The 25,324-nt window shown below is 47.8% G+C and carries 23 protein-coding genes and 1 pseudogene; 8 read left to right on the top strand and 16 right to left on the bottom strand.

Features of this window, described 5'->3' with window-relative positions; translation table 11 throughout:
* Positions 1–58 precede the first annotated feature (58 nt).
* Positions 59–202, top strand: a complete 144-nt coding sequence (locus tag KQI_RS29815; RefSeq protein WP_080572148.1) for an IS3 family transposase — start codon at positions 59–61, stop codon at positions 200–202.
* 84 nt (positions 203–286) lie between these two features.
* On the opposite strand, the gene KQI_RS0114880 is transcribed toward KQI_RS29815, so the two are convergent.
* Entirely contained in the window at positions 287–2,056 is a 1,770-nt protein-coding gene (locus tag KQI_RS0114880) for an acid phosphatase (protein ID WP_010347599.1), read from the bottom strand.
* Positions 2,057–2,257: 201 nt separating this feature from the next.
* A complete protein-coding gene (locus KQI_RS0114875; RefSeq protein WP_010347598.1) occupies positions 2,258–4,264 on the bottom strand; it encodes a copper amine oxidase N-terminal domain-containing protein in 2,007 nt (668 codons plus the stop codon).
* Positions 4,265–4,531: 267 nt separating this feature from the next.
* Here KQI_RS0114875 and KQI_RS0114870 point away from each other — a divergent pair, with 267 nt between their 5' ends.
* Entirely contained in the window at positions 4,532–5,800 is a 1,269-nt protein-coding gene (locus KQI_RS0114870) for an MFS transporter (RefSeq protein WP_010347597.1), read from the top strand.
* Here KQI_RS0114870 and KQI_RS0114865 read toward each other — a convergent pair whose 3' ends face one another.
* Entirely contained in the window at positions 5,801–6,667 is an 867-nt protein-coding gene (locus KQI_RS0114865; protein WP_010347596.1) for an EcsC family protein, read from the bottom strand.
* 43 nt (positions 6,668–6,710) lie between these two features.
* Positions 6,711–6,932, bottom strand: a pseudogene (locus KQI_RS26925) (Lrp/AsnC family transcriptional regulator); the annotation flags it as partial.
* Between the two features lie 104 nt (positions 6,933–7,036).
* On the opposite strand from KQI_RS26925, the gene KQI_RS0114855 reads away from it, so the two are divergent.
* Together KQI_RS0114855 and KQI_RS0114850 are read left to right on the top strand one after the other, a co-directional pair.
* Positions 7,037–7,789 (top strand): MBL fold metallo-hydrolase, encoded by a 753-nt coding sequence (locus KQI_RS0114855; RefSeq protein ID WP_010347594.1) that lies wholly within the window; start codon positions 7,037–7,039, stop codon positions 7,787–7,789.
* Between the two features lie 125 nt (positions 7,790–7,914).
* Positions 7,915–8,814, top strand: a complete 900-nt coding sequence (locus tag KQI_RS0114850; protein WP_010347593.1) for a glucose 1-dehydrogenase — start codon at positions 7,915–7,917, stop codon at positions 8,812–8,814.
* Between the two features lie 111 nt (positions 8,815–8,925).
* Here the strand turns inward: KQI_RS0114850 and mmsB are convergent, their stop codons facing one another.
* The 5 genes from mmsB to KQI_RS0114825 all read right to left on the bottom strand — a co-directional run bounded on the left by mmsB (position 8,926) and on the right by KQI_RS0114825 (position 13,970).
* A complete protein-coding gene (gene mmsB, locus KQI_RS0114845; protein ID WP_010347592.1) occupies positions 8,926–10,089 on the bottom strand; it encodes a multiple monosaccharide ABC transporter permease in 1,164 nt (387 codons plus the stop codon).
* Positions 10,073–11,623: a multiple monosaccharide ABC transporter ATP-binding protein gene (gene mmsA / locus KQI_RS0114840; protein ID WP_010347591.1), complete on the bottom strand. Its 1,551-nt coding sequence runs from the start codon at positions 11,621–11,623 to the stop codon at positions 10,073–10,075. The genes mmsB and mmsA overlap by 17 nt, the downstream gene beginning before the upstream one ends.
* A 34-nt stretch (positions 11,624–11,657) precedes the next feature.
* Positions 11,658–12,743: a multiple monosaccharide ABC transporter substrate-binding protein gene (chvE, locus tag KQI_RS0114835; RefSeq protein ID WP_010347590.1), complete on the bottom strand. Its 1,086-nt coding sequence runs from the start codon at positions 12,741–12,743 to the stop codon at positions 11,658–11,660.
* Positions 12,744–13,026: 283 nt separating this feature from the next.
* Positions 13,027–13,359 carry a nucleoside triphosphate pyrophosphohydrolase gene (locus KQI_RS0114830; protein ID WP_010347589.1) on the bottom strand — a complete coding sequence of 111 codons (333 nt, stop codon included), beginning with the start codon at positions 13,357–13,359 and terminating at the stop codon, positions 13,027–13,029.
* Between the two features lie 107 nt (positions 13,360–13,466).
* A complete protein-coding gene (locus KQI_RS0114825) occupies positions 13,467–13,970 on the bottom strand; it encodes a hypothetical protein (protein ID WP_010347588.1) in 504 nt (167 codons plus the stop codon).
* Between the two features lie 325 nt (positions 13,971–14,295).
* Here KQI_RS0114825 and KQI_RS0114820 point away from each other — a divergent pair, with 325 nt between their 5' ends.
* On the top strand, positions 14,296–14,643 hold the full coding sequence (locus KQI_RS0114820) for a helix-turn-helix domain-containing protein (protein WP_010347587.1): 348 nt from the start codon (positions 14,296–14,298) through the stop codon (positions 14,641–14,643).
* A gap of 64 nt (positions 14,644–14,707) precedes the next feature.
* On the opposite strand, the gene hcp is transcribed toward KQI_RS0114820, so the two are convergent.
* From hcp to KQI_RS0114800, 4 genes are all read right to left on the bottom strand, one after another.
* Positions 14,708–16,000 (bottom strand): hydroxylamine reductase, encoded by a 1,293-nt coding sequence (gene hcp / locus KQI_RS0114815; protein ID WP_010347586.1) that lies wholly within the window; start codon positions 15,998–16,000, stop codon positions 14,708–14,710.
* 96 nt (positions 16,001–16,096) lie between these two features.
* Positions 16,097–17,350 (bottom strand): response regulator, encoded by a 1,254-nt coding sequence (locus KQI_RS0114810; protein ID WP_010347585.1) that lies wholly within the window; start codon positions 17,348–17,350, stop codon positions 16,097–16,099.
* Positions 17,322–19,436 carry a cache domain-containing sensor histidine kinase gene (locus KQI_RS0114805; RefSeq protein ID WP_010347583.1) on the bottom strand — a complete coding sequence of 705 codons (2,115 nt, stop codon included), beginning with the start codon at positions 19,434–19,436 and terminating at the stop codon, positions 17,322–17,324. The genes KQI_RS0114810 and KQI_RS0114805 overlap by 29 nt, the downstream gene beginning before the upstream one ends.
* Entirely contained in the window at positions 19,417–20,424 is a 1,008-nt protein-coding gene (locus KQI_RS0114800) for a substrate-binding domain-containing protein (RefSeq protein ID WP_010347582.1), read from the bottom strand. Before KQI_RS0114800 ends, KQI_RS0114805 begins: the two co-directional genes overlap by 20 nt.
* 206 nt (positions 20,425–20,630) lie before the next feature.
* Between KQI_RS0114800 and KQI_RS0114795 the strand changes: the two genes are divergently transcribed.
* Positions 20,631–21,857: an acyltransferase gene (locus KQI_RS0114795; RefSeq protein ID WP_010347581.1), complete on the top strand. Its 1,227-nt coding sequence runs from the start codon at positions 20,631–20,633 to the stop codon at positions 21,855–21,857.
* Between the two features lie 390 nt (positions 21,858–22,247).
* Here KQI_RS0114795 and KQI_RS0114785 read toward each other — a convergent pair whose 3' ends face one another.
* Together KQI_RS0114785 and KQI_RS0114780 are read right to left on the bottom strand one after the other, a co-directional pair.
* Positions 22,248–22,433 (bottom strand): aspartyl-phosphate phosphatase Spo0E family protein, encoded by a 186-nt coding sequence (locus KQI_RS0114785; protein WP_010347579.1) that lies wholly within the window; start codon positions 22,431–22,433, stop codon positions 22,248–22,250.
* A gap of 220 nt (positions 22,434–22,653) precedes the next feature.
* Positions 22,654–24,051, bottom strand: coding sequence for a helix-turn-helix domain-containing protein (locus KQI_RS0114780; RefSeq protein WP_010347578.1), 1,398 nt, complete (start codon positions 24,049–24,051; stop codon positions 22,654–22,656).
* 177 nt (positions 24,052–24,228) lie between these two features.
* On the opposite strand from KQI_RS0114780, the gene KQI_RS0114775 reads away from it, so the two are divergent.
* Positions 24,229–24,468, top strand: a complete 240-nt coding sequence (locus KQI_RS0114775) for an AbrB/MazE/SpoVT family DNA-binding domain-containing protein (RefSeq protein ID WP_010347577.1) — start codon at positions 24,229–24,231, stop codon at positions 24,466–24,468.
* A 95-nt stretch (positions 24,469–24,563) separates the two neighbouring features.
* On the opposite strand, the gene KQI_RS27945 is transcribed toward KQI_RS0114775, so the two are convergent.
* Positions 24,564–24,668 carry a stalk domain-containing protein gene (locus KQI_RS27945; RefSeq protein ID WP_241763922.1) on the bottom strand — a complete coding sequence of 35 codons (105 nt, stop codon included), beginning with the start codon at positions 24,666–24,668 and terminating at the stop codon, positions 24,564–24,566.
* 159 nt (positions 24,669–24,827) lie between these two features.
* On the opposite strand from KQI_RS27945, the gene KQI_RS0114770 reads away from it, so the two are divergent.
* Complete coding sequence (locus tag KQI_RS0114770; RefSeq protein WP_010347576.1) at positions 24,828–25,283, top strand: MarR family winged helix-turn-helix transcriptional regulator; 456 nt, start codon at positions 24,828–24,830, stop codon at positions 25,281–25,283.
* Positions 25,284–25,324 lie beyond the last annotated feature (41 nt).

Below are 25,324 nucleotides of genomic sequence, written 5' to 3'. Positions count from 1 at the left end.
ACGCGCGGGTATCATTGGGACAATGCCTCTATGGAAACATTCTTCGGCCATATGAAGGATGATCTGGAATACGTGTGCAACTATTCAAGAATTATGGGCATACATCAATGACTGCATTGCATACTACAACTCAGGCCGCTACCAATGGGCATTAAAAAAGATGACTCCTGACGAATACAGAAGTCATCTATTGGCTGCCTGAGCGGGGGCTTTGTTCAAAGTGTCCTCAATTGGGGCCACAGTTCAGAGAAGCCCAAAGGTGCACTTTTTTAATCGTCCTGTTTGGTTATTTTGTCACTTTTAACTGAACGCTGTCCGCTTTATAGACAACCTTTACTTTATATTTGCTCGGCAAACCTGAAGTTTCAACGGAAGAAAATGCTCCATTCCGTTTACCATAGGTCAAGATCGTGGCACCATTAGCCGGTACATACTTCTTGGAGAAATTAAGACGCAATTTTCCGCCAAGTACGGCTGTTCCCTTCGTTTTGAGCACGGCATTTTTACTGTCCAGATTAAGCTCAAGTGATCCCTTGGCAGTTTGCTTGTAATTACCGCCAATAACGAGCTTGCCGGAAGTATTAGTGCGGAGAGTGCCTCCATTATTCGTAACATCACCACTTCCGAAAGCCGTCTCCGAGTTCCCCTCCAGAATGCCTTGCTCGAGCTGTGTACCGCCGGAATACGTATTGTTGCCCATTAGCTTCAACGTACCTGTTCCCTTTTTGGTCAGCTTTCCAACGCCGGAGATATTGTTGCGCCAGCGATCCAATGCATTGAAACCGCCTTTGGAGGAATCCATAGTCACGGTAACATGATCGGCAAAAGCACCATAACCGTCCGCGGCGGAAAACAGGTTGAGTCGTCCCCATCCTTCGGCATCGTCAAGCACGGGATAGCCGGAAGGAAGACCTGTCGTAGCCAATACCCAACGGCGTTGTGTGCTGTCAAGGTAAGGCAGACGTGTTTCCAGCAGCACCTCAGCCCCCTTAGGCACCATCATCGGCGTTGTTGTGGGATTAATCTGGCTGAATCCGTAGGTCAATCGTTGTGTATAGTCCTTTTTATTGGCAGCGTAATTGCTGAACCGATCGGGCGCTGTCCCCTTTTCCGTTAACAATTTACTGTGTGCATCCTGGTAAGCTGCTTTCTTCAAACTGCTATTGGCCGGATCAGACAGAATGGCAGCCGCCGTCGCCGTTGCCATGACGCGACCTCCCATCACATCAAATGGGGAATGCATACCAGCAACAATACGATTGTTGCCCAGTTCCGAAGCTCGTGTCAGCAGTTCCTGGTAACGCTCTGGTACAGCGTAGGCCATCGCAATGGCGCTGAGATACGCCGCGTTGGTATGACCACTAGGAAAACCGCCATCCTTGCTTGGGTCTGGATTTTGAGCGGGCAGCAGGGTCGGAACTACGACTGAATTATCGCTCCAGCGAAACGGACGAGGATAGCTAAAGTATGCCTTAGCCGAGCTTGTCGAAGAGTAATCACCACGCAAGGTATTGACCAAATTCACGATATTGCCAAGACTGGAGCTTATACTTCCTGCATTGGTTCCGTCATCTTCGTATTTTTTAGTCAGGGCATCTGCCGCAACGTCGTTGATAGTTGTAGTTGCCCCTGCATTTTTTCGATATACATCGGTAAGCGAACCCAGACCGTCAATTACACTGTAGCTCTGATTTCTGCGATCATCCAAATAAGCCGCATCGGCTTCACTGGAAGTACGGCGTGCCGCTATATCAATCACTTTTTGAATATTGGCGTCCAGCACGCTGCTGTTGAGTTTGGTGCCCGTATCCCAGGTTGCGCCAGGAGTCCAAAGCTTGGTAAATCCAGAGAGCAGTCCGAGGGTTGGATTTGAGCTTTCCGTTTTATTTGCAGAGGTATTATTTTTATAGTGGTCTACGAAATATCCCCCGGACGGCTCGGATGGAGATACTGTTGTTGGTAGAGTTGCCGCACTCGCATAGCTTCCTCCCAGGGAACCTAGAAGTAATGGTACAGATAATAAAGCAGCTGATAATGGCTTGCTTAGCAATTTCATTGTTTAATCATATCCTCTCTTGTGCTCTTCATACTTGCTTTGTGTTCATCCACACAACAGGTTGTACGGCATAAAAATCATAGCTTGCATTTGTTAAATAAAGAGCATAGTTTTGTTAAAACAAAAAAAAGGCATCTCATAGGCCCTTTATGCGGCTCTTGAGACACCCTCGTTCAAAGCTATTATGGAAACGTCATAACCTTACAGCCATACCTCTATAACTTTACCATTTACAAAACCCACCGCTTTAAAATAAAGACTACGGTTGCCATATACCCAGGCTGCGACCTGGGTTCCGTTTGAAGCAGATCCCTTTTCTCTGACTGTTGGGTTTCCCCATGCGAACTGCACTTGCGTCGTATTCATGCCCACGCTGACTTCATTATTTTTAATCTTGTTCCAAATGGCTTGCGACCATTGATATTTCTTGTAGGGATCGTAAGTCAGGAACTGATCGGAATCGGACAGCATTTGCGGGATGCGCGAAGCTCCAACCATGGAAAACGTGTTATAAGTTACGCCATTCGCGCCCTGAAAAATAACTTCATACGATTTAACACCATTCGGATCCGTACTGACCTCGATATCTTTAACTGTTACTTTGCCAAAGCGCTCTCCAGCATTATAGAAGTTATTGACCCAATAGGTTTTGCCAATGAGTTTGGACAGACTGCCCAGATCAATGGCTTTGATAATTTTTGCCGTTTCCGGCGTCTCAATCACAAGTTTGGTAGCACCCACAGCTAGTTCCGCTTGCTGCCGATCACGATTCCACTTAAATCCTCCCAGTTTTAAATCGGTCAGCAATGTTCCCGGGAATACCACCTGTCCATTGACTGTTTGTATCTTGCCTTTAAGCGCAACAGGTTTGCCATTCACCATCGCAGATGAACTCCCTTTTTGGAGTACAATATTGTTTTTGCCGAGCTTGATCGTAAAAGTCTGATTTGCTACGGTTACTGATCCGCCCAGTGTCTTGAACACAGGCTGTACAGGCAAATACACACTTCCGTTCAGCACAGCCGCCCCGGTCAATGTTTGATCAGACGCTACTTTCAGGGTAAAAGATGATGGTATCCCTTCGGTCCGCAGAGATACGGCTGTACTGCCAATGCCCCGTACGTTGAGTTTGCCTGAGCCGTCCTGCTGCAGTTCGGCAACCTGAGGCTTCTCTACTTCAATTTCACTGACTTCGGGATGCCGTGTGAGCCGATAGCCATTGGAATACGTCTCCTGTACATTCAACTGAACACGGTCACCGATCGCAGCCTCTTTGGAGGTCGTCAACAGAGTCATCCCTGTTAATGTAGGTAAACTTAAAGGAGTCGTGATGCCATCCTTATAGCCGACCCATGAACCATCCTTTAATTGTGCAAAAAGCTCGTCAGGTGAATCAACCAGCCGTACAACATTAGACAATCCGCTAAGCTGTACCGCCGGATATTTTTTCAGCCGATCATAGCTCCACACCGTCCCGTCGCGATGTACGGTAATTAAGACATGCGTACCTTTTTTCCACAATATCGAAGCAATATCACTCCCCACTTCACGCGGCGGTTCATTCGTCAGCATATCCAACATCGTGACATGACCGTCTTCCTTCAGCACCGCGGCATAAGCCGTACTCATTTTGATATTAAGCGCATCATCTACATGTCCTATTTTGCGCGGCTTGGAGCCCGCGTAGCCTGTGGAATACCATACATCACCGGAGCGAGTAAGAACCGTAAAATAGGTGCTTATCTTATCGCCGTCGATGGCATCTGATATTCCCTCGATCTTGCCTCTTCCCCAAGAGACCGTCCCATCGTTTTTAATAGCCAAGCCCTCTCCGGTGATCTCTTTAACTCCTGAGGATTGAGTCGCTAATGTTGCATGGTCGGAAATATTATCCCAGTTAGCTACCCTTCCGTCCTGAGTCCAGCCGTAATAGTCTACTCTTTCATCCTTGCTGCCCGTAATTCCCTTCAAATTCAATTTTTCAATAACTGGACCGTCTATGCTTTTTCTCCATAAAGAACCGTCATCCAGCAAGTAGTTATCCCGGTCGACCACATCCATAATTTTAGCGGTTTTCCAAGAGTTGTTCGCGATTACATTCGTCGCTGTCTCTGCCGCCGCCGCTGTTGAGCCGTTGTTTAGTGTAGCGCCTGCTGTCACTCCACAGATCATCGCTGCAGCTAGTACAATTATCCCTGTTTTTCTCATGCTTGCTCCCCTTTTCTTTCTCTATTTCCAATCAGCATTTTGCAACATTCCATCCCAATGCTCATCTATATATCGGTTTCAAAAATGATAAACATTTGGATTTCCATGAGCCGCAAACAAAAACGAATTAAATCAAGCAATGACGAGTATGCAGCCGTATGAGTTAGCAGCACCGAGCAAAGATAGGCTTTGTTCCACTTTCAGCCATTTGCTGCAAACGGATCGCTTCCTATATCTTAAAACATACATACTTAACCGGAGGTTGCCATGACTACTAACTCTGCAGCAAAAAAAGAAACAGGCCAATCGCTCCCGCTTCAGGGACCACAAGCGAAGGGCACCGTGTTTGCGATTCTGATTGCCATCAGCTTCGTCCATCTATTCAATGACTCGATTCAATCGGTCATACCTGCGATCTTTCCGATCTTGAAGGAATCCATGAGCCTGAACTATACGCAGATCGGCTGGATTTCATTCGCCATTAATTTTACGGCTTCCATCATGCAGCCGGTGATTGGCTTGTTTTCGGACAAGAGACCTACGCCTGCTATCCTGCCCATCGGTATGGGCTTTACACTGACAGGTATGCTGCTCCTTGCCTATGCCCCGGATTATAAAGCGGTGCTGCTCGCGGTTATCTTCGTCGGTCTGGGATCCGCCGCCTTTCACCCGGAAGGCTCGCGGGTATCCCATATGGCGGCCGGATCACGCCGCGGGCTGGCCCAATCCATTTTCCAGGTTGGCGGCAATGCAGGCCAGTCGCTGGCACCGATGCTTACGAGCTGGATTTTTATCCCGTTAGGGCAATTTGGCGCTATCTGGTTCACAGGTATTGCGGCAGCCGGGATTGTGATACAGTCGTTCATCGCCCGCTGGTATGGCAACGTCCTGCGTACAGAAGGCTTTGCACGTAAAAAAGCGGTCGCACGCCGTATGAAGCCCGAAGTACGCAACCGCATTATGTTTGCCATGATTGTCCTCATTCTACTGGTATTTGTCCGTTCGTGGTATTCGACCTCGGTCGGAAGCTACTATGCGTTTTACCTGATGGAAGTATTTAAAATGCCACTGGCTGATGCACAGCTGTACATTTTCCTGTTCCTCGGAGCTGGTGCGCTAGGCACCTTCTTTGGTGGGCCGCTGGCAGACCGTTTTGGTAAACGTAATATGATTTTCCTGTCCATGGTATTGGCCGCGCCTCTTGCACTGTTGCTGCCTTATGCCAACCAATTCTGGACTGCTATCCTGTTGCCAATTATCGGTTTTATCATGCTGTCGAGCTTCTCCATTACCGTTGTATACGCGCAGATGCTCGTACCCGGCAAAATCGGAACAGTCTCCGGTCTGATCACGGGTCTCGCTTTTGGCCTTGGCGGAGTGGGAGCGCTGGTACTCGGCAACTGGATCGACAAAGTAGGCATCACGAACATCATGTTCCTGTGTGGCTTTTTGCCGCTGCTCGGCATTTTGACCTTCTTGCTGCCTACAGACAAAACCCTGAACCGCTGGGCCGAAGAAAATGGAGCCGAAGTGTAATCAATTTTTGGCTTCAGCCAGACGCATCAGAATACGACGCTTTTTGTATAGCATTTTACCTACCTCAGCTATGTCACGAATCGCGCTTCGATTGGCGATGGAGCCAAACAGAATGCCCGCAATCGGAACCATCTGAAGCAGCTTTTTCCAGCCAAACTGGTCGCGGTACGTATTTACGACTTCTTTCCATCCCTGCATCTGGGAAAAGACCTGCGCCTGGCGTGAAGGATCATCAAACAAGGCCAGTTCCTCCAGCACAGCCTTTTTTCCCACGATGTCGGATGAAGCGAATTGCATACACTTGATGATAAATATGCGTTCCTGCTTATCATCGGGATTGAAGCCGTAGCACAACGCCATTTCCTGCAGTACTTTGAGCGACAAGCCGAGCAAAATAGGAATATCCGCTGCGATGGTAAACACACCGCCAACCCCTGTTGTCGCTCCCTGAGCGGTGGCGAAGGTAACACGACCTGATATTATTTCATCAGCGGTCTGATCCATGATCGTGAGCGGCAATTCAGCCGCCTGCTTAAGCCCCCATGCCGGTTCAGGGCTGCGATCTGAATCAGTACCATTTTGCCGAATGATATGTTCACGAGTCGTCTGCTTTAGCTTGTTTAGAACGGTTTCTTCGTTCACCAAATATTTGCCGCCGTTTTGAATGAAGCTTCCCAACTCGTTAAGCAGTTGCTCCAGCTTGTCTTTAATGATTTTAGGCGTCAGCCGATCCAGCAGCATAAAAGGCCATCTGCCGATTTTTTCCCAGAAAAAAATGTCCTTTTGCTCTTTTTCCCACGCCTCAATCGTATTCAGCTCATGACGCAATTGGTCCTGACCTTCACGATATTGTGCTGCCTGCTTCATAGAAGTACACGTCTCCTTTTTAACCATGCTTGTTTATGTATGGGACCGTAATAAAGGCGTGAATGGTCTGCTTCATTTTTTCAGGGCTCCAGCGTATAGTATATCCTTCGATGATGCCTGCATCCTCCATTTTCCGAACACGCGCTCCTACCGCTTGACCCGTAAGATGAACGAGCAGACCAATTTCCTTGTGCGATAAAGAGCTGTCCTCAATCAGATGACGAAGAATGCGCAGGTCGACCTCATCGGGCACAAATAGTTCCATAGCCTGCATCTTTGGCGTCAGATATGATTGTAACAGAAACAACGAACCGCCGAACTTATCCGGCTAAAAAATTTTATCGACTATACCAAAGGAGCTTTCAATATATGAAAATCACATTGATCCGCAATGCAACCCTATGGCTGGAATATGGTGGAGTAAAATTTCTGATCGACCCGATGCTGAGCGAGCCTGGCGTAAATCCGCCTATTCCGAATACGGCGAATGATCGTCGCAATCCGCTGGTTCCATTGCCTCCACAATGGGAAACGCTCGTACAGCCTGACGTTGTGATCGTTACGCATTTGCACCCGGATCATTGGGACCCGGCGGCAGTACAATGGCTGGACAAGCAAATCCCCGTCTTCTGTCAGCCCGGTAATGAAGAGCAGATTGCTGCTGACGGTTTTACACAGGTGAATCCGATTTGGATGGTTGGGTCTATGGGAGAAATCGAGATCATCCGCACAACTGGACATCACGGTACCGGAGAAATCGGGGAGCAGATGGGGCCCGTTTCAGGCTTTGTGTTTCAAGCTCCTGATGAGCCTGTCGTCTATTTGGCCGGGGATACCATCTGGTGCAGTGAAGTTGCCAAAACACTGGACGAATATCGTCCTGACTGGACAATTGTGAACGCTGGAGGAGCGCGTTTTACAGTGGGTGATCCCATCATTATGACTGCCCAGGATGTGACGACGGTAGCGCAGCACGCCCCTTATACACAAGTCGTGGCTATCCACATGGAAGCCATCAACCATTGTCTGCTAACTCGCTCCGAACTTGCGGAACATATCAACCGTGAAGGCTTGGGGAAGCGTGTCCATATTCCGGCGGATGGAGCAACGATTTCGGGATAATTTATGATTTAAACACAACTCGCAGTTAACGGAGACAGCCCGCTTACAGGAAACCGTTGTGAGTCACCGTTTGCGCCCATTTCGAATATATTGGATTTCAAAACGCCTAAAGAAGGAGATTAATAATGAATTGGCAGTATCCTAATTACGGTACAGAAACCCAATGTAAAGAAGTTCCGATTGCTTTTCCTCCCCAGCATCAATACAGACAACCAGGGTTGGAATATCTAATGGTTCCACGCCCTATTTTTGATAATCCAAAGTATATCGGCACTGGAAAGCTTCAGGATCGGGTAGCGATTATTAGCGGCGGTGATAGCGGTATTGGTCGTGCGGTTGCTGTGGCCTTTGCCAAAGAAGGAGCCGATCTGGTCATTGCCTATCTCGATGAGCATCGGGATGCGATGGAAACCCGCGATGTGATTCACAAGCTCGGCAGACGTTGTTTGTTAATTCCAGGCGATCTGAGGCTAAAAAGCAACTGCTGTCTGGTTGTCCAACAAACGATGGAAACCTTCGGTCGTATCGATATCCTCATTAATAACATGGGTGTTCAGTTTGTGCGCGAATCGTATCTGGATATCAGTGAACAACAACTTCGTGACACGTTTGATACGAATATTATTTCCTTCTTTCATATGACCACAGAAGCACTGCCGTATATGCGAGCTGGAGCCAGCATCGTCAATACGGCTTCGATTACAGCGTATGTCGGGCAAAAGAATCTGATCGACTATGCATCCACCAAAGGTGCGATTGTGAGTTTTACCCGCGCTCTGGCTAATAATCTGGTCGATCAGGGGATTCGTGTGAACGCCATTGCTCCCGGTCCGATCTGGACTCCGCTGAATGCCGCCACACAATCACCGGAAGCGATCCGCACCTTCGGCACCAATACACCGATGAAGCGTGCCGGGCAGCCTTATGAGCTGGCCCCCGCTTATGTGCTGCTGGCTTCAGATGACGGCTCCTTTATTACAGGCCAAACACTGCATGTCAATGGCGGACAAATGGTGACAACTTAAATACGTATGATCGTGGCCTGCAAGGTCAAACAAACAAGGAACCTCCAGTATCCACATATCAAGTGGACTGGAGGTTCCTTATTGGTTATACGCGATCACTTGAAGATGAGATTAAGCCGATCTTTTGTTTTTGTTGTAAATATCGAAGGCAACCGCCAGCAGCAGTACCAGACCTTTGATCCCTTGCTGCCAGTCAATACCCAAACCAATCAGGGACATGCCGTTATTCAGTACGCCCATTACCAGGCCACCGATAATCGCTCCAAAAACGGTCCCGATCCCGCCGGTTGCCGAGGCTCCGCCAATGAAGCAGGCTGCGATGGCATCCAACTCGAAGTTCGTACCTGCTCTTGGCGTAGCCGCATTCAGACGTGCGGCGAAGATCAAACCGGAAATGGCAGCCAGCACGCCCATGTTTACGAATACCCAGAAAGTTACTTTTTTCGTTTTGACACCAGACAGGCCTGCCGCCTTTTCATTTCCACCCAGCGCGTACACATGGCGACCCATTACCGTGCGGTTCATCATAAAGGAGTAGACGACAATCAGAATGAACAGCAATACGAGAATGTTCGGAATTCCCGCATAGCTTGCGAGCATAAAGGTGAACAGATTGATGATCGCAGCCACCACAATCAGCTTGAGTACAAACAGAGTCTGTGACGGAATCTCAAAACCGTATTTAAGCTGGGAACGACGCTCGCGAAACTCATTGACGATATACCAAACCGTAAGCGCGATGCCGACAATGATGGATACCAGGTTATAACCGGAGGATGCAAAATCCGGCAGGAACCCTGAACTGATTTTTTGGAAGCCCCCCGGAAAAGGAGAGATGGATTGGCCTTCCAGTACAATCATCGTCAATCCGCGGAAGAGCAGCATTCCCGCCAATGTCACGATAAACGCCGGAATCCGCACGTAGGCGACCCAGAACCCTTGCCATGCGCCAATCAGCGCTCCAACCAACAAAGCTGCAATTACGGCGATCCACGCCGGAAGCTGCCAATCGACCATCATAATGGCGGCAACTGCCCCGACAAAAGCAGCAATCGAGCCGACAGACAAATCAATATGTCCGGTGATGATAACCAGCACCATCCCGATGGCCAGCACAAGAATGTAGCTGTTTTGCAAAATCAGATTTGTAATATTGATCGGCTTTAACAGCAGCCCGCCCGTCAGCACTTCAAACAGGATCATAATAACGACCAGTGCAATCATCATGCCATACTGGCGGATGTTATTTTTAAATAATTTAGTTATGGTTTCCATGCTTCACGCCTCCTGACTTGGTCATATATCTCATCAACGTTTCCTGCGACGCGTCCTCACGGCTAACCTCTCCGGTGATTCGCCCTGCATTCATAACGTAAATCCGGTCACACAAGCCCAGTACCTCCGGCAGCTCGGATGAAATGACCAGCACGCCCTTGCCTTCAGCGGCAAGTCGGTGAATAATCGTGTAAATTTCATATTTGGCACCTACATCAATACCGCGCGTCGGCTCATCGAGAATCAGAATATCCGGCCCGGCAAAAATCCATTTGCTCAGTACGACCTTCTGCTGATTGCCGCCGCTCAGATTGCCCGTTTTCTGTAAAATGCTCGGCGCTTTGATGTTCATGCTTTTTTTCATATCCTCGGCAACGACAACTTCCTCCTGCTCATTGACGACAACACCCTTGGTCAGCTTGTTCAGGCCCGTCAGTGAAATATTGCGCTTGATATCATCCATCAGAATCAGGCCATATTCCTTGCGATCCTCCGTCACATAAGCAAATCCGTTGTTAATCGCGTCCGTAACCGTGTTATTCTGGATCGGCTTGCCGTCCTTAATCAGTTGGCCCGAGATATTGCGTCCGTACGACTTGCCAAAAATACTCATCGCAAGCTCCGTTCGCCCCGCCCCCATCAATCCGGCAATCCCGACAATCTCACCGCGTCGGATATTCAAATTCACCTGATCCAGCACCTTGCGTTCTGCATGATGCTCGTGATAGACCGTCCAGTCCTTCACTTCCAAAATAACTTTGCCAATCTCTGCATGGCGCTCTGGATAACGGCTGGTCAGATCGCGTCCAACCATCCCGCTGATAATCCGATCCTCGGTGACCTCATCCTTCTTCATATCCAGCGTCTCAATCGTCTTCCCATCCCGCAAAATCGTGATCGAATCCGATACCTTCGCGACCTCATTCAGCTTGTGGGAGATCAGAATACAGGAAATACCCTGTTTCTTAAATTCCAGCATCAGATTAAGCAGATTTTCGCTATCATCCTCATTCAGCGCCGCCGTAGGTTCATCGAGAATAAGCAGTTTTACCTTTTTAGAAAGCGCTTTCGCAATTTCGACCAGTTGCTGCTTCCCGACCCCGATATTCGTAACGAGTGTATTGGGATTTTCGCTCAAGCCGACCTTGGACAGCAGCTCACGTGTACCCACAAAGGTCTCTTTCCAATCAATCACGCCGCCGCTCGCGCGTTCGTTGCCCAGATAAATATTTTCGGCAATCGACAGATACGGAATCAGCGCCAGCTCCTGATGGATAATGACGATACCCAATTCCTCGCTCTGCTTGATATCCTTGAATTCACATGTTTTGCCCTGGAAAATAATATCCCCTTCGTAGGTCCCATGCGGATATACACCGCTCAGTACCTTCATCAGCGTCGATTTGCCCGCACCGTTCTCACCGCACAGGGAATGAATTTCGCCTTCCTTGATCTTGAGATTCACATTTTCCAATGCCTTCACGCCAGGAAAGGTTTTGGTAATTCCCTTCATTTCCAATATGATTCCAGTCATGGGATACGCTCCTTCCACTTTAGATAGCCTGCTCTTATTTCAGTCCAATTTGCTCTTTGGTGTAATAATGGCTGCCAACAATATCCTTTTCGACATTCGTCCGATCTACCGAGATGGGATCAAGCAAATAAGCAGGAACTACTTTTACCCCGTTGTTATATGATTTAGCGTCATTCACTTGCGCTTGCTTGCCCTGTAAAATGCTGTTGGCCATCACAACCGTCTGCTCAGCCAGCTTGCGGGTATCCTTGAATATGGTTTGCGTCTGCTCTCCGGCCACAATCGACTTGATCGAAGCCAGCTCCGCATCCTGCCCCGTAATGATCGGCAGCGGCTTGTTCGCTGATCCGTAGCCAACCCCTTTAAGAGATGAAATAATACCAATGCTAATTCCATCATAAGGAGATAACACCGCGTCCAGATTAGCCCCCGAATAGTAGGCACTCAGCAGATTATCCATCCGCGACTGGGCCAAGGCTCCATCCCATCGCAGCGTAGCGATCTGCGCCATCGTCATCTGCTTGCTGCGTACGACCAATTTGCCTGAATCGATGTATGGCTTGAGGACCGACATCGCACCGTTAAAGAAGAAATAGGCGTTATTGTCATCCGGCGAACCACCAAACAGCTCGATATTGAAGGGGCCTTTGCCTTCCTTGAGTCCCAGCTTCTGCTCAATATACGCCGCCTGTAGCACACCTACTTTAAAGTTGTCGAAGGTCGCATAATACGTCAGATACGGCGTGTTCCGAATCAAACGGTCATAGGAAATGACCTGAATCCCCCGGTCATGTGCCTTCTTGATGACGTCTGTCAGCGTGTTGCCGTCTACCGAAGCGATCACCATCACATTGACACCCTTGGTGATCATGTTCTCAATTTGGGAGATCTGGTTTTCTACCACGTCCTCGGCATACTGTAAATCCGTTTTATAGCCTTGCTCCTGAAACAGCCGGACCATATTCTCCCCGTCTCCTACCCAACGCTCGGATGATTTGGTCGGCATGGAAATACCCACATAGCCTTTTTCCTTGCTGCCCGTTCCACTCTCCGCCAAATTACAGGCTGAAAGCATTAAGGCTAAAACCAGAAGCCATATAGCGACAGCTCCTTTTTTCATGTGAAGCTCCCCTTTCCTCATGTGATGCGGGTCATTTTGAAGGATTTTGCAAACTCCTCAGGTAAGTGCTGATTAAAATAGAAAATAGATAGCGCTTACAATAGAGTGGCGATGAGCGCCTCTCCTTTTCTTATGTGCAACCACATGGTATCATTCCAGGCCGGGAAAGGTCTTTGCTGGTTTTGAACTTTTTTTATAAAATTTTAACCTTTGTGTGGAGAATGAAAAAAGGACTTTACCTTTTTAACAATGGCAAAGTCCTAGCAACACAGTTATTGATACGCTATATTTCAGCCTCATCCACATCGATTAAAAACACCCGCTCCTGAAAGCCACCTCGTGCCTCGGCTTTGTCTGCCCGCAGCTTGTCCAGTTCTGCCGCATTCGCTCCATGTACTTCTGCCAGCGCCCGGACGACTTCCAGCATATCCGCCAGTTCTTCCAATGCATCCTGATCTTTTGCCGTTTCAAAATATTCCTCTGCTTCTTCAAGAAGCTTCATTCTAAGCGCCTGCTTATATTCCTCTGACTCCAAAATGCGTACGCTGCATTCCTTGCCCTGAGACATAATGATATGCGGAATCCGATCCCGCACTAGCTTATTGTATGTAGGCATCTATATTAACACCCTTTCTGCTGTGGAGCTTTTAAGCCGTGGCCAATATATCCCTTCCCGCCATTATATCACTGGAGGAAATAGAAGCAGCTATAATCAACAACGATTTAATTGAGTGGTTTTTCTTTAAAAATAGATAGATACTGCTCGGTTGGACGAGCTATCATTCTCCGTGATAAACACTTTAAAATATGGTCTGTTTTATAAAGCAGCATGTCTACTTCCTCCGGCTTCATCGTCTCCTTAGATGCTTCCTCCTCTCCAGAAACAAGATAATGCACGGTACCCATAAACAGCACCATATCCAAGCCCGGCTCAGCATCCGTGCGAATCAATCTGAGCAGATCATTCATGGATAAGCTAATGGATAAAGGAATGATTTGATTTCGATGAACATACATAGCCTTCCCCATAGAAAACATCGCTCGATCACAAAGAATGAGGCAGTTATAAAACTGCATATGGTTGCGCATGAGCTGGGCAAGCTTCATCTGATATTGAGCAAGCTTTTGAAAATCCAACACGCAATTCAGTACGTTGGATTCGCTATAGGTGTGGAATGTGTAATCTGAATCACTATGTAAGCGTGGGCATAAGGAGTAATTTTTCATGGGGAATCAGCTCCTGATTGAAATATTCATAAACAATATGAGGACGTACTACAATTCGAAACCATAAAAATGTATAATTTTCTATCTATCGGTAAATCCTCATAACAAATATTACTACATAGTAGTTTTTAAATCAATTTACTTATTACAAGTCATTAATTAGATGTAACACTTTCACTACACTTCTAACTAGAGGGTTTTGCAAAAATCCAATACTTCCAAATAAACAATATTTAGATCGAAGTAGTCTAGTTCATCAATATATTGCGCTTTGGAGCGACTGGAATCCAATCTTGTAAAGTCCTTACTAAAGAGAGGTGTAACCATGTCTGAACTTCTAGAATTAGTCGGTACACGCATTCGCGATATTCGGAAATCGAAAGGGCTTTCTCAGGAAGCTTTAGCCGAAAAAGCAGGATTCAATTCGAGTTATATCGGTTTTGTCGAGCGGGCGGAGAGAAATATATCCTTAAAAAATTTGGAGAAAATAGCAAAAGCGTTGAATGTGAGCGTTAATCAATTACTTACATATGTGAAGGAAAATGATGAGCTTACCGAAGAAGATTTAAGTATCAAAAATATTTTGACACTGCTGAGAATGCGCGAAGCCAAGGATACGGAAATGGCCTTAAAAGTTCTTACGGACATTTTTATAAGATTCGATGAACGTTGAATACTAAAACAGTAAGCAATACCAAAAAAGGAACTGCGTTTTGCAGTTCCTTTTATCAATCTTATTACGACAACGACAGCATTGCCTTCATATCTTCTTCTGCTGTAGTAATCAGCTTCAAGCCAAACATCTCCACCAGCACATCCAATACACCAGACGAGATAAACTCAGGTGGCTTAGGTCCGATGCGGATGTCCTGAATGCCAAGGCTGAACAAACCTAACAGGATCGCCACTGCTTTTTGCTCAAACCAGGACAACACGATGCTGACCGGCAGCTCATTTACAGTACAGCCAAAAGCATCGGCCAGCGCCAAAGCGATTTTCACCGTGGAACCGGAATTGTTGCATTGTCCCAAATCGATATAACGCGGAATACCGGTATCTCCAACGGTGCCGTAATCCACATCATTGAAGCGGAATTTACCGCAGGACGTGGTCAAAATGACCGTATCGTTCGGCAAGGATGTGGCCAGCTCGCGATAATAATTGCCGCCTTTACCCGGTGCATCACAGCCTGCAATGACGAAGAAACGGCGGATATGTCCGTCTTTAACTGCTTGAATAATCTCAGGTGCCAGCCCGATGACCGTCTCATGATGGTATCCTGTCGTAAGCACCTGTTCAGACTCTACATCTGCGGCTGGCAGGGCCAACGCGCGCTCAATCAGTGGTGAGAAATCGTCGTTCACAATTTTGGCAACACCCTCCAGCCCGGCTACTTCATAAGAGAAGAAGCGGTCTGCGTACGTGCCTTTAATCGGCATGACACAGTTCGTCGTGGCCAGAATCGCGCCTGGGAACTCCTCAAACAGTCTGCGTTGATCGTACCAGGCCTTGCCGATATTGCCTTTGAGATGTGCATATTTCTTCAACGCCGGATAACCGTGCGCTGGCAGCATTTCCGAGTGAGTATAGATATTGATGCCCTTGCCTTCGGTCTGCCGCAGCAATTCCTCCAGCGCATATAAATTATGTCCGGTCACGACGATGCATTGACCTTCGATTTTATTCTGGCTGACCGTAATCGGCTGTGGAATGCCAAAACGATCTGTATGCGCACGATCCAGTACATCCATGATCCGTACGGCTGCATTTCCGACCTTCATTGCCATCTCCAAATGCTCTTGTACATTAAAGTTGGAATTGGTTAAGGTCATATATAACGCTTCGTGCGTGATACGATCCACTTCGGGATCGGTATAGCCCAACTGTCTGGCATGAGTCGCATAAGCGGCAATACCTTTTAAGGCAAAAATCATCGTATCCTGCAAGCTCGCTACCGTTTCATCCTTGCCGCACACCCCGACTACCTTACAACCGCCACTCGGCGTCTGTTCACATTGATAACAAAACATATTGTTTTCCTCCAAATATTGATAGGTATTTGTTTGTTATCCTCAGCGTAACAGACCCTCAATTACTCAGGTGTGATTACACACACATTTTTCATGTCATTCCTGATCCGACACGCTGACTCCAATTCCACCGCCTTTGCGATATTGAACCGGGGAAACTCCCATCGCCTTTTTAAAAGCGGTGCTGAAATAGTGCTGGCTATCGTATCCGGTACGCTCTGCTATATCGTAGATAGATAGCGTAGTCGAGTCCAGCAATTGCACCGCTTTACGGATTCGGGCGCGCGTGACGAGGGTCACGAAGCTATCGTTAAGCTCCTTTTTGAGCACGCGGCTGAGATACACAGCCGATACCTGTAGCCGCGAGGCAAGGGTCTCCAGTGTCAGCTCCCGATCGGCATAACCTTCCTGAATGAGCTGCCGCGCCCGGCGCACGAGTGGAGATAGCTGCGATTCGCCGTACACACGGTCACGGCACACCCGGAACGCCTCAATCGCATCTTCCAGCCCTCCGGCGTTGTGCTCCACATGCGTATGAACCGCTATATTCAGATAGCGCCCCATCGCCTGCTCGATGGAAGCGCCTATCGTCTCAGGTGCCTCCTGCCACAGGCATATGCCGATCAGCCCGTTTGCATCGCGAAACAGGACATGTGGTCGGCCCTCCAGCAACTCGGCAATGATATTTTCAGCGGCAAACAGAAACAACTGACGATCATTTTCGCGCATAATCGCTTGTCGTGTCTCTACTGCAGGCCACCGCACCACACCGATCTGAACAGGCGCCTCGGATGGAAGACGTAAAAACGCCAACTGCTCCATGACGTCTTTTCCCGTGTGCTGCCCTTCCAGCAATTCCAGACAAAAGCGCTGGCGCAGCAGCGGAATATTGCGCTGTATCTGCTCGGCAGCCTGTTCTACATAGGCGGCACGCTTGCGCTCTTCACCCAGCCGCTGACTGAGCCGCGACAGCGCAGCGTGAAGCTGCTCCGCATCCACCGGCTTCAAAATATAATCCTCCACGCCAAGTCGCACAGCCTCCTGTGCATAAGCGAATTCATCATGCCCAGAGATGATCAGGCAGCGACATTCGGGACGTTCTTCACGCAATCGCCGGATCAGCTCAATCCCGTCCATGATCGGCATATTCATATCGACCAGCAAAATGTCAATGCCAAGCCGAATCGCCAGCTCCAGCGCTTCTTCACCGTCCTCGGCCTCATATGCTACCTCCATGCCTAGAGCCGCCCAGTCTACGCAATCCCGTATCCCTTCCCGAATGATCGGTTCATCGTCTGCAATCAGTACCCGATAACGTTCTTCAGTCCCTGTAGTCATTGATTTTGTCATCCTGATCTTCTCCTTTTTCATGAGGCTTCCTTAGTTGTCCCATATCCCGCAGCAACGGATGAATGATCGTAACACAGGTCCCTGTCCCTTCTTCACTCTCCAGTACAATTCCATATTCCTCACCAAAAGATAACCGGATACGTGCCTGTACATTCAGCATGCCGTAGCTTCTGTCGTTCATATTGGCTCTGCTGTGCTTCTGCTGTTGCTCCATCGCCTCCAGCGGCATTTCCAGCAGATTTTGCAGCTCCCGCAGCCTGTCTGCCGTCATGCCTGCGCCGTCGTCACGAACCGTCAGCAGCAGCTTGTCGCCGCCAGTCTTCGCTTCCACTCGAATCGTACCGGGACCACGTCTGGCCTTGATACCGTGATAAATGGCATTTTCCACCACTGGCTGAAGGATTAGCTTCAATACGAACAGCTCCTCCAGTTCCTCGGATACAATCAGTTCCCAACGAAGTCTGTCCCGGTACCGGGTTTGCTGGATTTGCATATAGCTTGAAATATGCTCCATCTCCGAGCGAAGCGGAATGAAGTCATCTCCCTTGCTCAGTCCGAGACGGAACAATCTCGACAGCGCCCCAACCATGTCGGACACGTCGTCTGCCCCATTTTTTCGGGCCATCCAATGAATCGTATCCAGCGTATTGTATAGAAAATGCGGCTTAATATGCTCCTGAAGACTGCGCAGCTCGGCATCGCGTTTTTGCCGCTCCCGGAGCTCGCTGAGCGACATGAGACGGCGAATCTGCTCCAGCATCCGGTTAAAGCTCCGACCCAGCAATCCGATCTCATCCCCACGATCACTCCAGGGGCGGACCGTAAGATCCCCCGTCTCTGCCGTTCGCATATAGGACATTAGCCGGAAAATCGGCTGTGCAATGGAACGCGACAAGCGCAAGGATGCCGTTAGGCCAAACAGACATACAATGAAAACAAAACATGCAACATAAAATTGAATTTGCCGAACCTCCAGCGTCGATTCCCCCGCCGGGAATACCCCCACCGTTCTCCAGCCCGTAAATTCGGAAGCACGGAACATGAACAGCAGTTCCCGACCTCCGGCCTGACGGGTAAACATCCCGCTGTCACCTGTCCCGAACCATTCCAGAGGAATACGCTCAATCAGCGGCATATCCGGCATATAGACGCTGCGTCCCTCAGCATCTGTCACCATTAAATATCCGGTTTTGCCCAAGGTCACGTCTCTGGCCGCCTGCGACACAGCCCGCCGCTTGAGATCAATCATAATCACGCCTAGCACGCGTCCCGTCTCCGAATCCGTGACCGAACGGACGACAGACACAATTTCACTGTCCTTATACCGGACATGCGTGGTCACATTACGGTGGATCGGCTGTCCCAGCACGGTGAAAATACCTGCATGCTGCGCCGCCTGCCGGTACCAATCCTCATCGGTCAAGCTGTGCGTGCTTTTCGCATACAATTCATTGCTGATATAGTCACCGTTTGCGTTCACGATGAGAATCCCCGCAATTTCGGGATATAAGGTAGTAAAGCCCTGCAGAAATTGCTTCATGCGATATAGCGTATCCTGTGCCTGTACAGAGCTTGCAGCCTGATTGGAGAGGGGGGCCTGATTTTTAGCCAGCTTCCCCTTATTTTCCTGCGTTTCTATATTTGCAGACTTTGCTTGACTGGCATGACCTGCACGATTCGCAGGGCCTGTATGACCCACATGACCTGCATGACCGTCGGCCAGCGTCCGACCTTGCCAAAACTCCCCGATATCCGGGTTAAAGCCAATCAAATACGTCATGTTCTGCAAATTTTCCATTTTGGTATCCAGTGCCTCGTTCACCTTGCCAATCAACTGCATCGTATGGTCTTCCACCTGCCGCTCAATAATCCGTTCCACCGTCCAGTTGACCAGCAAGCCTAATCCCAACGAAGGCACGATGCCAAACAACAGGAACAGCAGCATAAGCTGATACCGTAAGGGCATATTGCGCAAGCGCAACCGCTGCATCCTTTTGTCCAATCCCGTATGGATACGCTTCCATATTTCAGAATTCGAGTTTTGCCTTTTCCACTTCCGCTGATCGTCATTTCGCATAATAATCATCTACATTCTTCCGTGTGACAACCGAAATGCCTGTATCCACCCGCACAGGCAGCGGAGCGTTATCGCCAGAGGAGGAAGGTGCAGGAATCGTCAAATGATGATGCAGATGAAACAGGTATTGAAGCGACCAATAGCCCATATTCCACGTTCCCTGCGCAATTGTTGCCGAGATCGTCCCACTGCGAATCATATCCAATGTCGCTTTATTCGTATCAAAAGAAATGATTTTCAGCGGACGGCGGTTCTTTTGGCTCAGCACCGCTTCCCCTACCCCTGTAGCTCCCGTCGACTCGGTGACAAACATCCCGGCCAGCTTCGGATAAGCTTTCATCAGCCTTAGCGACTCATCCCGGGATACCAGCGCGTCTGCGCGGCCGTCTGCCACTTCCACCACCTTCATGGCAGGGTACTGCCGCTGAATGGTATCGCGAAAGCCGCGCGAGCGCTCCTCATGATTTTGCTGGCCAGGTACTGTCAAAACAGCGACTTCACCTTCCCGTCCCAGCAGCTCCGCCATTTTATCTGCAGCGGTCACACCTGCCTTATAATTATCCGTTCCCAAAAAAGAATACGCCCGGCTCCCCGGTGCTCCTGCATCAAACAGCACTACAGGAATGCCTGCATCCAGTGCCTTGTTAATCGCCGGGATCAGGGAATGCGGATCAATCGCGGAAATCGCAATTCCTGCGGGCTTACGGGCAATCGCCTGCTCAATGACAGTCGTCTGCTCCTGCGCATCATAACGGGTAGCCCCTCGATACTCCACAGTTACTCCCAAGGCATCGGCAGCATCCTCAAAGCCCTTGAGACCGCTTTTCCAATACTCCAAACCAGACTGGAACGTAATCATCATATAGGTTTCTCCGATGCTGCCTCTCAGCCCTTTCTCCTCCCAAGTGCCATTTAACGGCCCGGTCTGTTCATATCTGAACACATAGAGCGCAAAGGCTGCAATCAGCAGTATATAGACCAGCAGCGTTTTTTTCATTTGCCCACCTCTTCTCGCGCATATCCTTAAGCTGTGAATTTTCTGTGATTTTACTTAGATTGTAAACGCAATCATATCAAATTGGAACTACTTCCGCTCTGCCAACTTTCAGGTAACGTTAATCCTGCACTAATGTTCCTGCGTTACAATACCTTCAATTGTGTTAAAGGACCCTATACGAATCTTTGCGAAAAGGAGTGATATGGATGAGCAAGCCGCGTATCGCGGAGTGGACAGAACTGCGGGGTCTTGCCTACCTCGCTGTCGTGCTTCAGCATTGCATTGGCGAATATATATATCGCAGCGATATTCAGCAGCCGGATTCCGTTATGCTCGCAATGCTGTACCATTTGACACGCTTTGGCACACCGACGTTCGTTTTCCTGTCTGCGGCGCTGCTTTTTTATAATGGAAACAAACCGATTGGCTATCCCCGTTACATTGGCAGACGGTTTCGAGATATTTATGTTCCATTTCTCTGCTGGACGATCGTTTATTGGCTATGTACTCAGGACTGGTCGACAGCGCAGTGGGGAAATATTTATTTTTACAAGGGCATGTTCGAAGAAATGATTATACCTGTCAGCGGATATCATCTATGGTTTGTGGTGATGATCTTTCAGTTTTACATTTTGTTTCCCTTATTTGCAAAAGCGGCCGGGCAGGTTCAAGCGTTTCTACGTCGTTATAGCACAAAAAGACGCAAGCAACTCGTGTTGGCTGTCATGCTGATCGCCGCTGCGGCTTATGCGCTCCTGCTACAATGGTCCTACTATGACATGTCTGCATGGAGCACCCGGTTGCCGTCCTTTTGGCAGGCCTTGTTAGATTACCGCACTTATAACTTTGTTATGTATTTTTTCTATTTTATGCTGGGCGCAGTATGCGCTTATATGACAGACACCTGGCGGGGACTGGCCCAACAGACATTGCCCTGGAATGTATTTGTCTTTATTGGTCTGTTCATGCTCATGGGTCACACCATGCTGATCCAGTCAGGCGATACGATCAATCTGAATATTTCCACCTATCTTAAGCCAAGCACCTTTGTGCTGATTGTCTCGCAGTTGCTTTTGTTATACGGACTGCTGCTCCATTTGCAAAAAGACAAGCGCTCCGAGCCGTTTCGCCGCATGCTGAACTGGATCGGACGCTATTCCTTCGGGGGATATCTGGCACATGCGCTCGTGCTGGCCTTCATATCCTATTACACACGCCCGCTTTCGCTGGGCGACCATCATTTTACGGCTACGCTGATTACGTTTACCGTTGTCGCAAGTGTTTCGCTGGGCATTAGCTGGCTGTTTGCCCATCTGCCTGGAGGCAAATGGATTGTCGGCTCCAAAGGTCGCCAGCGGTTGAACTGGCGCCCGTTTCGGTTCCAGTTTCCTTCGTCCAAACGTGCTTCCAAAGGCACGCAGGAGCTTGGCTAATGGAAAAGGGAGGCTCCAGAAGAGCCTTCCAAAGCGGATACACTTTTAAATTCAGCTTATATGTATTTTCCAGTACGGAGTTCTGATTCAAACAAAATCAAGACTTTTGCAGGGCTCTTTTATGGAGCTCTGCTTTTTTGTTGGCTTGGTCTGCCATGTTAAATGATCACTTGTTTCTAGTGCCGTCAGCCTAGCTACTATTGCGAATGCAAAGTATACACCTCCACCAGTTTATTAACATTTTATGACATGGACATGTATTCTATTTTCAAATAAGCCATTATATAGAATAATCATAAACGTTAAGTGGGAGGAGTCATAGTTTTGCATAAAAGAAATGGGGGGATGGTATGGACTGAATATCGCATCGTCGTTGTCAATGATTTGGCTCTAAACATAGTGAGGCTGCTTCTTGGTCTGAAACATACGGTTGTACTGATTAATCAGTTCATCCAAAAGTATGGACTGCTCAAGTACACAAGCATGTCCGAAGCCATACTCTGCGTAAAGATCATGCAAGTGTTGTCTGGCGTGCTCCATCTGTTGAATTAATGCTAACGTTTCATCCTTGTTCATCCTGCATACCTCCTAATGAATCTCATTTTAAAGAGGGATGTACAAATACGTCAGGAGCTTTTTTGAATCAAAAAATTACAAAATAATACAAAAAAAGACCAGCAATAAGCTGGCCAATAGTAATGAATTAGTGCTTGGTCAAGATCCACCAATGTGATCTTGCGGTTTAAATATGCCATAAGTTGGATTCTGATCTGGTACTGCGAATACCAGTAAGAAGCTAGCTGTTATTAAGATTAAAGCCATCTTTTTTATCATTTTTTACCCACACCTCCTCATAAATAGATTGGAATTGAGCCTGTGTTTCAGCAACCGCATGTGTTCCGAATTTGAAAAACAATCCGACACAATTGGCAATAAGTAGTACATGACTAATTGTACCAGCTTTTTCAAGCGCGTTTATTAAACAATTGAAACCATATGGATATCTGCCTTTATTTAGGCTGTATTTAGCCATTTTATACCAAAAACGTGCGTGCTGAAGTGGAAGAAATTGTTGGGTATATAAATCCGTAGAGGGTATTTCCTGATATGCTGCAATTTGGGACTCAAAACGCTGTAGAATATGGTCTACATCCACATTGTATCGGTTGGCCGCTTCAATGACGTTTAGTAGCTCTGCAAAAATCTCTTTTTCACCAGCCATGTACTCTACGTAATCCGGCAGGATACTAACGTCTCCAGACATAAGTCTGTTTACGTAAGTATTAATTTTTGCCCATTGCTGGTACTGTCGCTTCCAATAAAGCGTATCAGGGTCCTTATCCTTTACCCAACTTAGATCGGCATAACCACGAATATGTTCTAATGCCTGTTCATGATCTCCTTTTGCATCACAAGCATTAGCACACAGCAATTCGGCGTAAACTATGTATACAAACATTGGTCTGCTTGGCTTTTTTCGTGGCTCTGTCCCGTTTCGTTTAGAATTGTGAACCAAATTATATTGAAGCTGTCCTAATTGACCCATTTGAGATGCAAATTCATAAACCTTGTCCCACAAGCTTAATGATCTATACACGTTTGCCAAATCTTTTAAAGCATCTAATTGCTCTATCTCGTCTAAGCGATCAACAAAAGGGGCAAATTCAATGGCTGCTTGAAGATTGACGGCCCGATCCTGTCCGACGTTGATTTGGAACAAGCGATACTGACAGGTCGCCAATCGCTCTGAATGCTGCTGCTTTTCACTTTCAGCCACCTTTTTGTAAAGGTATGCCGCTGCTTCATTGTAACCGTCTTTGTACACATTTTCGGCAACATCAAAGAGCGATGGCGGATAATTGGGGTTATCCAACAATAGAATTACAACCCGCTGCAAGCAATCCAGTCGCCCTAGCTCAATGCATCGGTACAGGAATGGGCTGATCTTTTTCCAGTTGAGCGGAGATTCTTCAATGCACTCTTCAATGTAACGTTCGTAAAAATAATCCGATGGTAAATTCATTCCCGCAGTAATACTGTCCAATTGGTGAACAGAAATAGAACGATTGCCTGTCACAATGCCACTCACTGTACCTACATTCAAATCAATAATATGACCAAACTCGGTCATGGTTAAGCCTTTTCGTTTTAGATAAGTGTGAATTTCTGCCTGTATCGTAGGTGTGATTTGCATGGATAAACCACCTTTTCAACATTTTTCATAGAATTCTAATTTTATTAAAAAAAATATAATTTGAAAACTAGTAGCATAATGATTGTCTTTACATTCATGATAATACCATCTTTTGGAACAGTGATAAATACTTTTACTTTATTGATTTTTATCAATTTATTAGGAGATTATTGGATGATGAAAAATACAGGTATGACACGTCCCTTGGATACGTTAGGCCGGATTGTTGTTCCTAAGGAAATCCGAGACTCTATGGGGATTAAGGCTGGCGAAGGAGTCCATCGGTCGTCTTCACAACATTTGGCTGAGAAGCTAAAAAGACTCATGCGCGAGCATCCAACAGCCAAGCAAGGCGAATATGCTGAATGGCTAAGAGTATCCCAAGGCCGTATTTCCCAGCTTAAAAAGCTGTTATAGGTATCGCTCAGCTCATATTTAAGCCAAACTAAATAACCAGTCGCTGGCTGACTTCAAGGCGACTGGTTATTTCAACTTTTCATTAGCAGGAAGGACTACAGCATTTTTACTTGGCCAGCACTTCGTATAATGACAGTGTTCCTCTCCGGTTTCCAATCTACCTCTGCTTTAAAAACTTCACTGATAAAACGCAAAGGCACAACAACCCGATAAGATCCGGTGTCGGTTTGCCGGATACGAAAGAAGCGTCCAACTCAACTAGACTTACAGGGCTGACTACTGTGACAAATCTCCCTGACAAAACCTGTTATTTCTGAGATCGTGTAGATACACGAAACAGTATAAAGAATGGAGAACCTATGGCAACGACAGGGAAGAATAAGAAATCTTTGCAGGAGCGACCAGCCTCAGTCTGTACCTGCATCAATCTGCGCCGTTCCTCGATGGCTGTTACGGGACTGTATGACCGGTATCTGGCCCCGAGCGGACTCAATATTAGCCAATTCTCGCTACTCAAGCACTTAACTGCGCTGGGACCGGCAAGTGTAAGCGAATTGGCGCTGGAGATGCGGCTCGACCGGACCACGATTGTGCGGAATTTGAAGGCACTGGAGCATAGCGGATATGTGGAGGATACATCTGCTCAGGGTAGTCGCAACCGCTGCCTTACTCTGACGGAGAGTGGAAGAACGGTATACAACGACGCAGCAGAGCTTTGGGAGGAGGCGCAGCGTTTTTTGCAGGAGTCATTGGGAAACGGGGAGCTGCAGATACTGACCTTACTCTTATCCAAAATTGAAAATTTGGGTTTGTGATTCGCCGCCTTCTCATACATGAGGTGTTTGCTCAATTCGTG

Origin of the sequence: Paenibacillus peoriae KCTC 3763 (assembly GCF_000236805.1) — a bacterium.
In the GTDB taxonomy this organism is placed as follows: Bacteria; Bacillota; Bacilli; order Paenibacillales; family Paenibacillaceae; genus Paenibacillus; species Paenibacillus peoriae.
This window is presented reverse-complemented; position numbering and strand designations above follow the sequence as displayed.

Excerpts from the sequence above, each read along its gene's own strand:
- KQI_RS29815 (WP_080572148.1), top strand. The coding sequence starts at position 59 with ATGATCTGGAATACGTGTGCAACTATTCAAGAATTATGGGCATACATC.
- KQI_RS0114880 (WP_010347599.1), bottom strand. The coding sequence starts at position 2,056 with ATGAAATTGCTAAGCAAGCCATTATCAGCTGCTTTATTATCTGTACCA.
- KQI_RS0114875 (WP_010347598.1), bottom strand. The coding sequence starts at position 4,264 with ATGAGAAAAACAGGGATAATTGTACTAGCTGCAGCGATGATCTGTGGA.
- KQI_RS0114870 (WP_010347597.1), top strand. The coding sequence starts at position 4,532 with ATGACTACTAACTCTGCAGCAAAAAAAGAAACAGGCCAATCGCTCCCG.
- KQI_RS0114865 (WP_010347596.1), bottom strand. The coding sequence starts at position 6,667 with ATGAAGCAGGCAGCACAATATCGTGAAGGTCAGGACCAATTGCGTCAT.
- KQI_RS0114855 (WP_010347594.1), top strand. The coding sequence starts at position 7,037 with ATGAAAATCACATTGATCCGCAATGCAACCCTATGGCTGGAATATGGT.
- KQI_RS0114850 (WP_010347593.1), top strand. The coding sequence starts at position 7,915 with ATGAATTGGCAGTATCCTAATTACGGTACAGAAACCCAATGTAAAGAA.
- mmsB (WP_010347592.1), bottom strand. The coding sequence starts at position 10,089 with ATGGAAACCATAACTAAATTATTTAAAAATAACATCCGCCAGTATGGC.
- mmsA (WP_010347591.1), bottom strand. The coding sequence starts at position 11,623 with ATGACTGGAATCATATTGGAAATGAAGGGAATTACCAAAACCTTTCCT.
- chvE (WP_010347590.1), bottom strand. The coding sequence starts at position 12,743 with ATGAAAAAAGGAGCTGTCGCTATATGGCTTCTGGTTTTAGCCTTAATG.
- KQI_RS0114830 (WP_010347589.1), bottom strand. The coding sequence starts at position 13,359 with ATGCCTACATACAATAAGCTAGTGCGGGATCGGATTCCGCATATCATT.
- KQI_RS0114825 (WP_010347588.1), bottom strand. The coding sequence starts at position 13,970 with ATGAAAAATTACTCCTTATGCCCACGCTTACATAGTGATTCAGATTAC.
- KQI_RS0114820 (WP_010347587.1), top strand. The coding sequence starts at position 14,296 with ATGTCTGAACTTCTAGAATTAGTCGGTACACGCATTCGCGATATTCGG.
- hcp (WP_010347586.1), bottom strand. The coding sequence starts at position 16,000 with ATGTTTTGTTATCAATGTGAACAGACGCCGAGTGGCGGTTGTAAGGTA.
- KQI_RS0114810 (WP_010347585.1), bottom strand. The coding sequence starts at position 17,350 with ATGACAAAATCAATGACTACAGGGACTGAAGAACGTTATCGGGTACTG.
- KQI_RS0114805 (WP_010347583.1), bottom strand. The coding sequence starts at position 19,436 with ATGATTATTATGCGAAATGACGATCAGCGGAAGTGGAAAAGGCAAAAC.
- KQI_RS0114800 (WP_010347582.1), bottom strand. The coding sequence starts at position 20,424 with ATGAAAAAAACGCTGCTGGTCTATATACTGCTGATTGCAGCCTTTGCG.
- KQI_RS0114795 (WP_010347581.1), top strand. The coding sequence starts at position 20,631 with ATGAGCAAGCCGCGTATCGCGGAGTGGACAGAACTGCGGGGTCTTGCC.
- KQI_RS0114785 (WP_010347579.1), bottom strand. The coding sequence starts at position 22,433 with ATGAACAAGGATGAAACGTTAGCATTAATTCAACAGATGGAGCACGCC.
- KQI_RS0114780 (WP_010347578.1), bottom strand. The coding sequence starts at position 24,051 with ATGCAAATCACACCTACGATACAGGCAGAAATTCACACTTATCTAAAA.
- KQI_RS0114775 (WP_010347577.1), top strand. The coding sequence starts at position 24,229 with ATGAAAAATACAGGTATGACACGTCCCTTGGATACGTTAGGCCGGATT.
- KQI_RS0114770 (WP_010347576.1), top strand. The coding sequence starts at position 24,828 with ATGGCAACGACAGGGAAGAATAAGAAATCTTTGCAGGAGCGACCAGCC.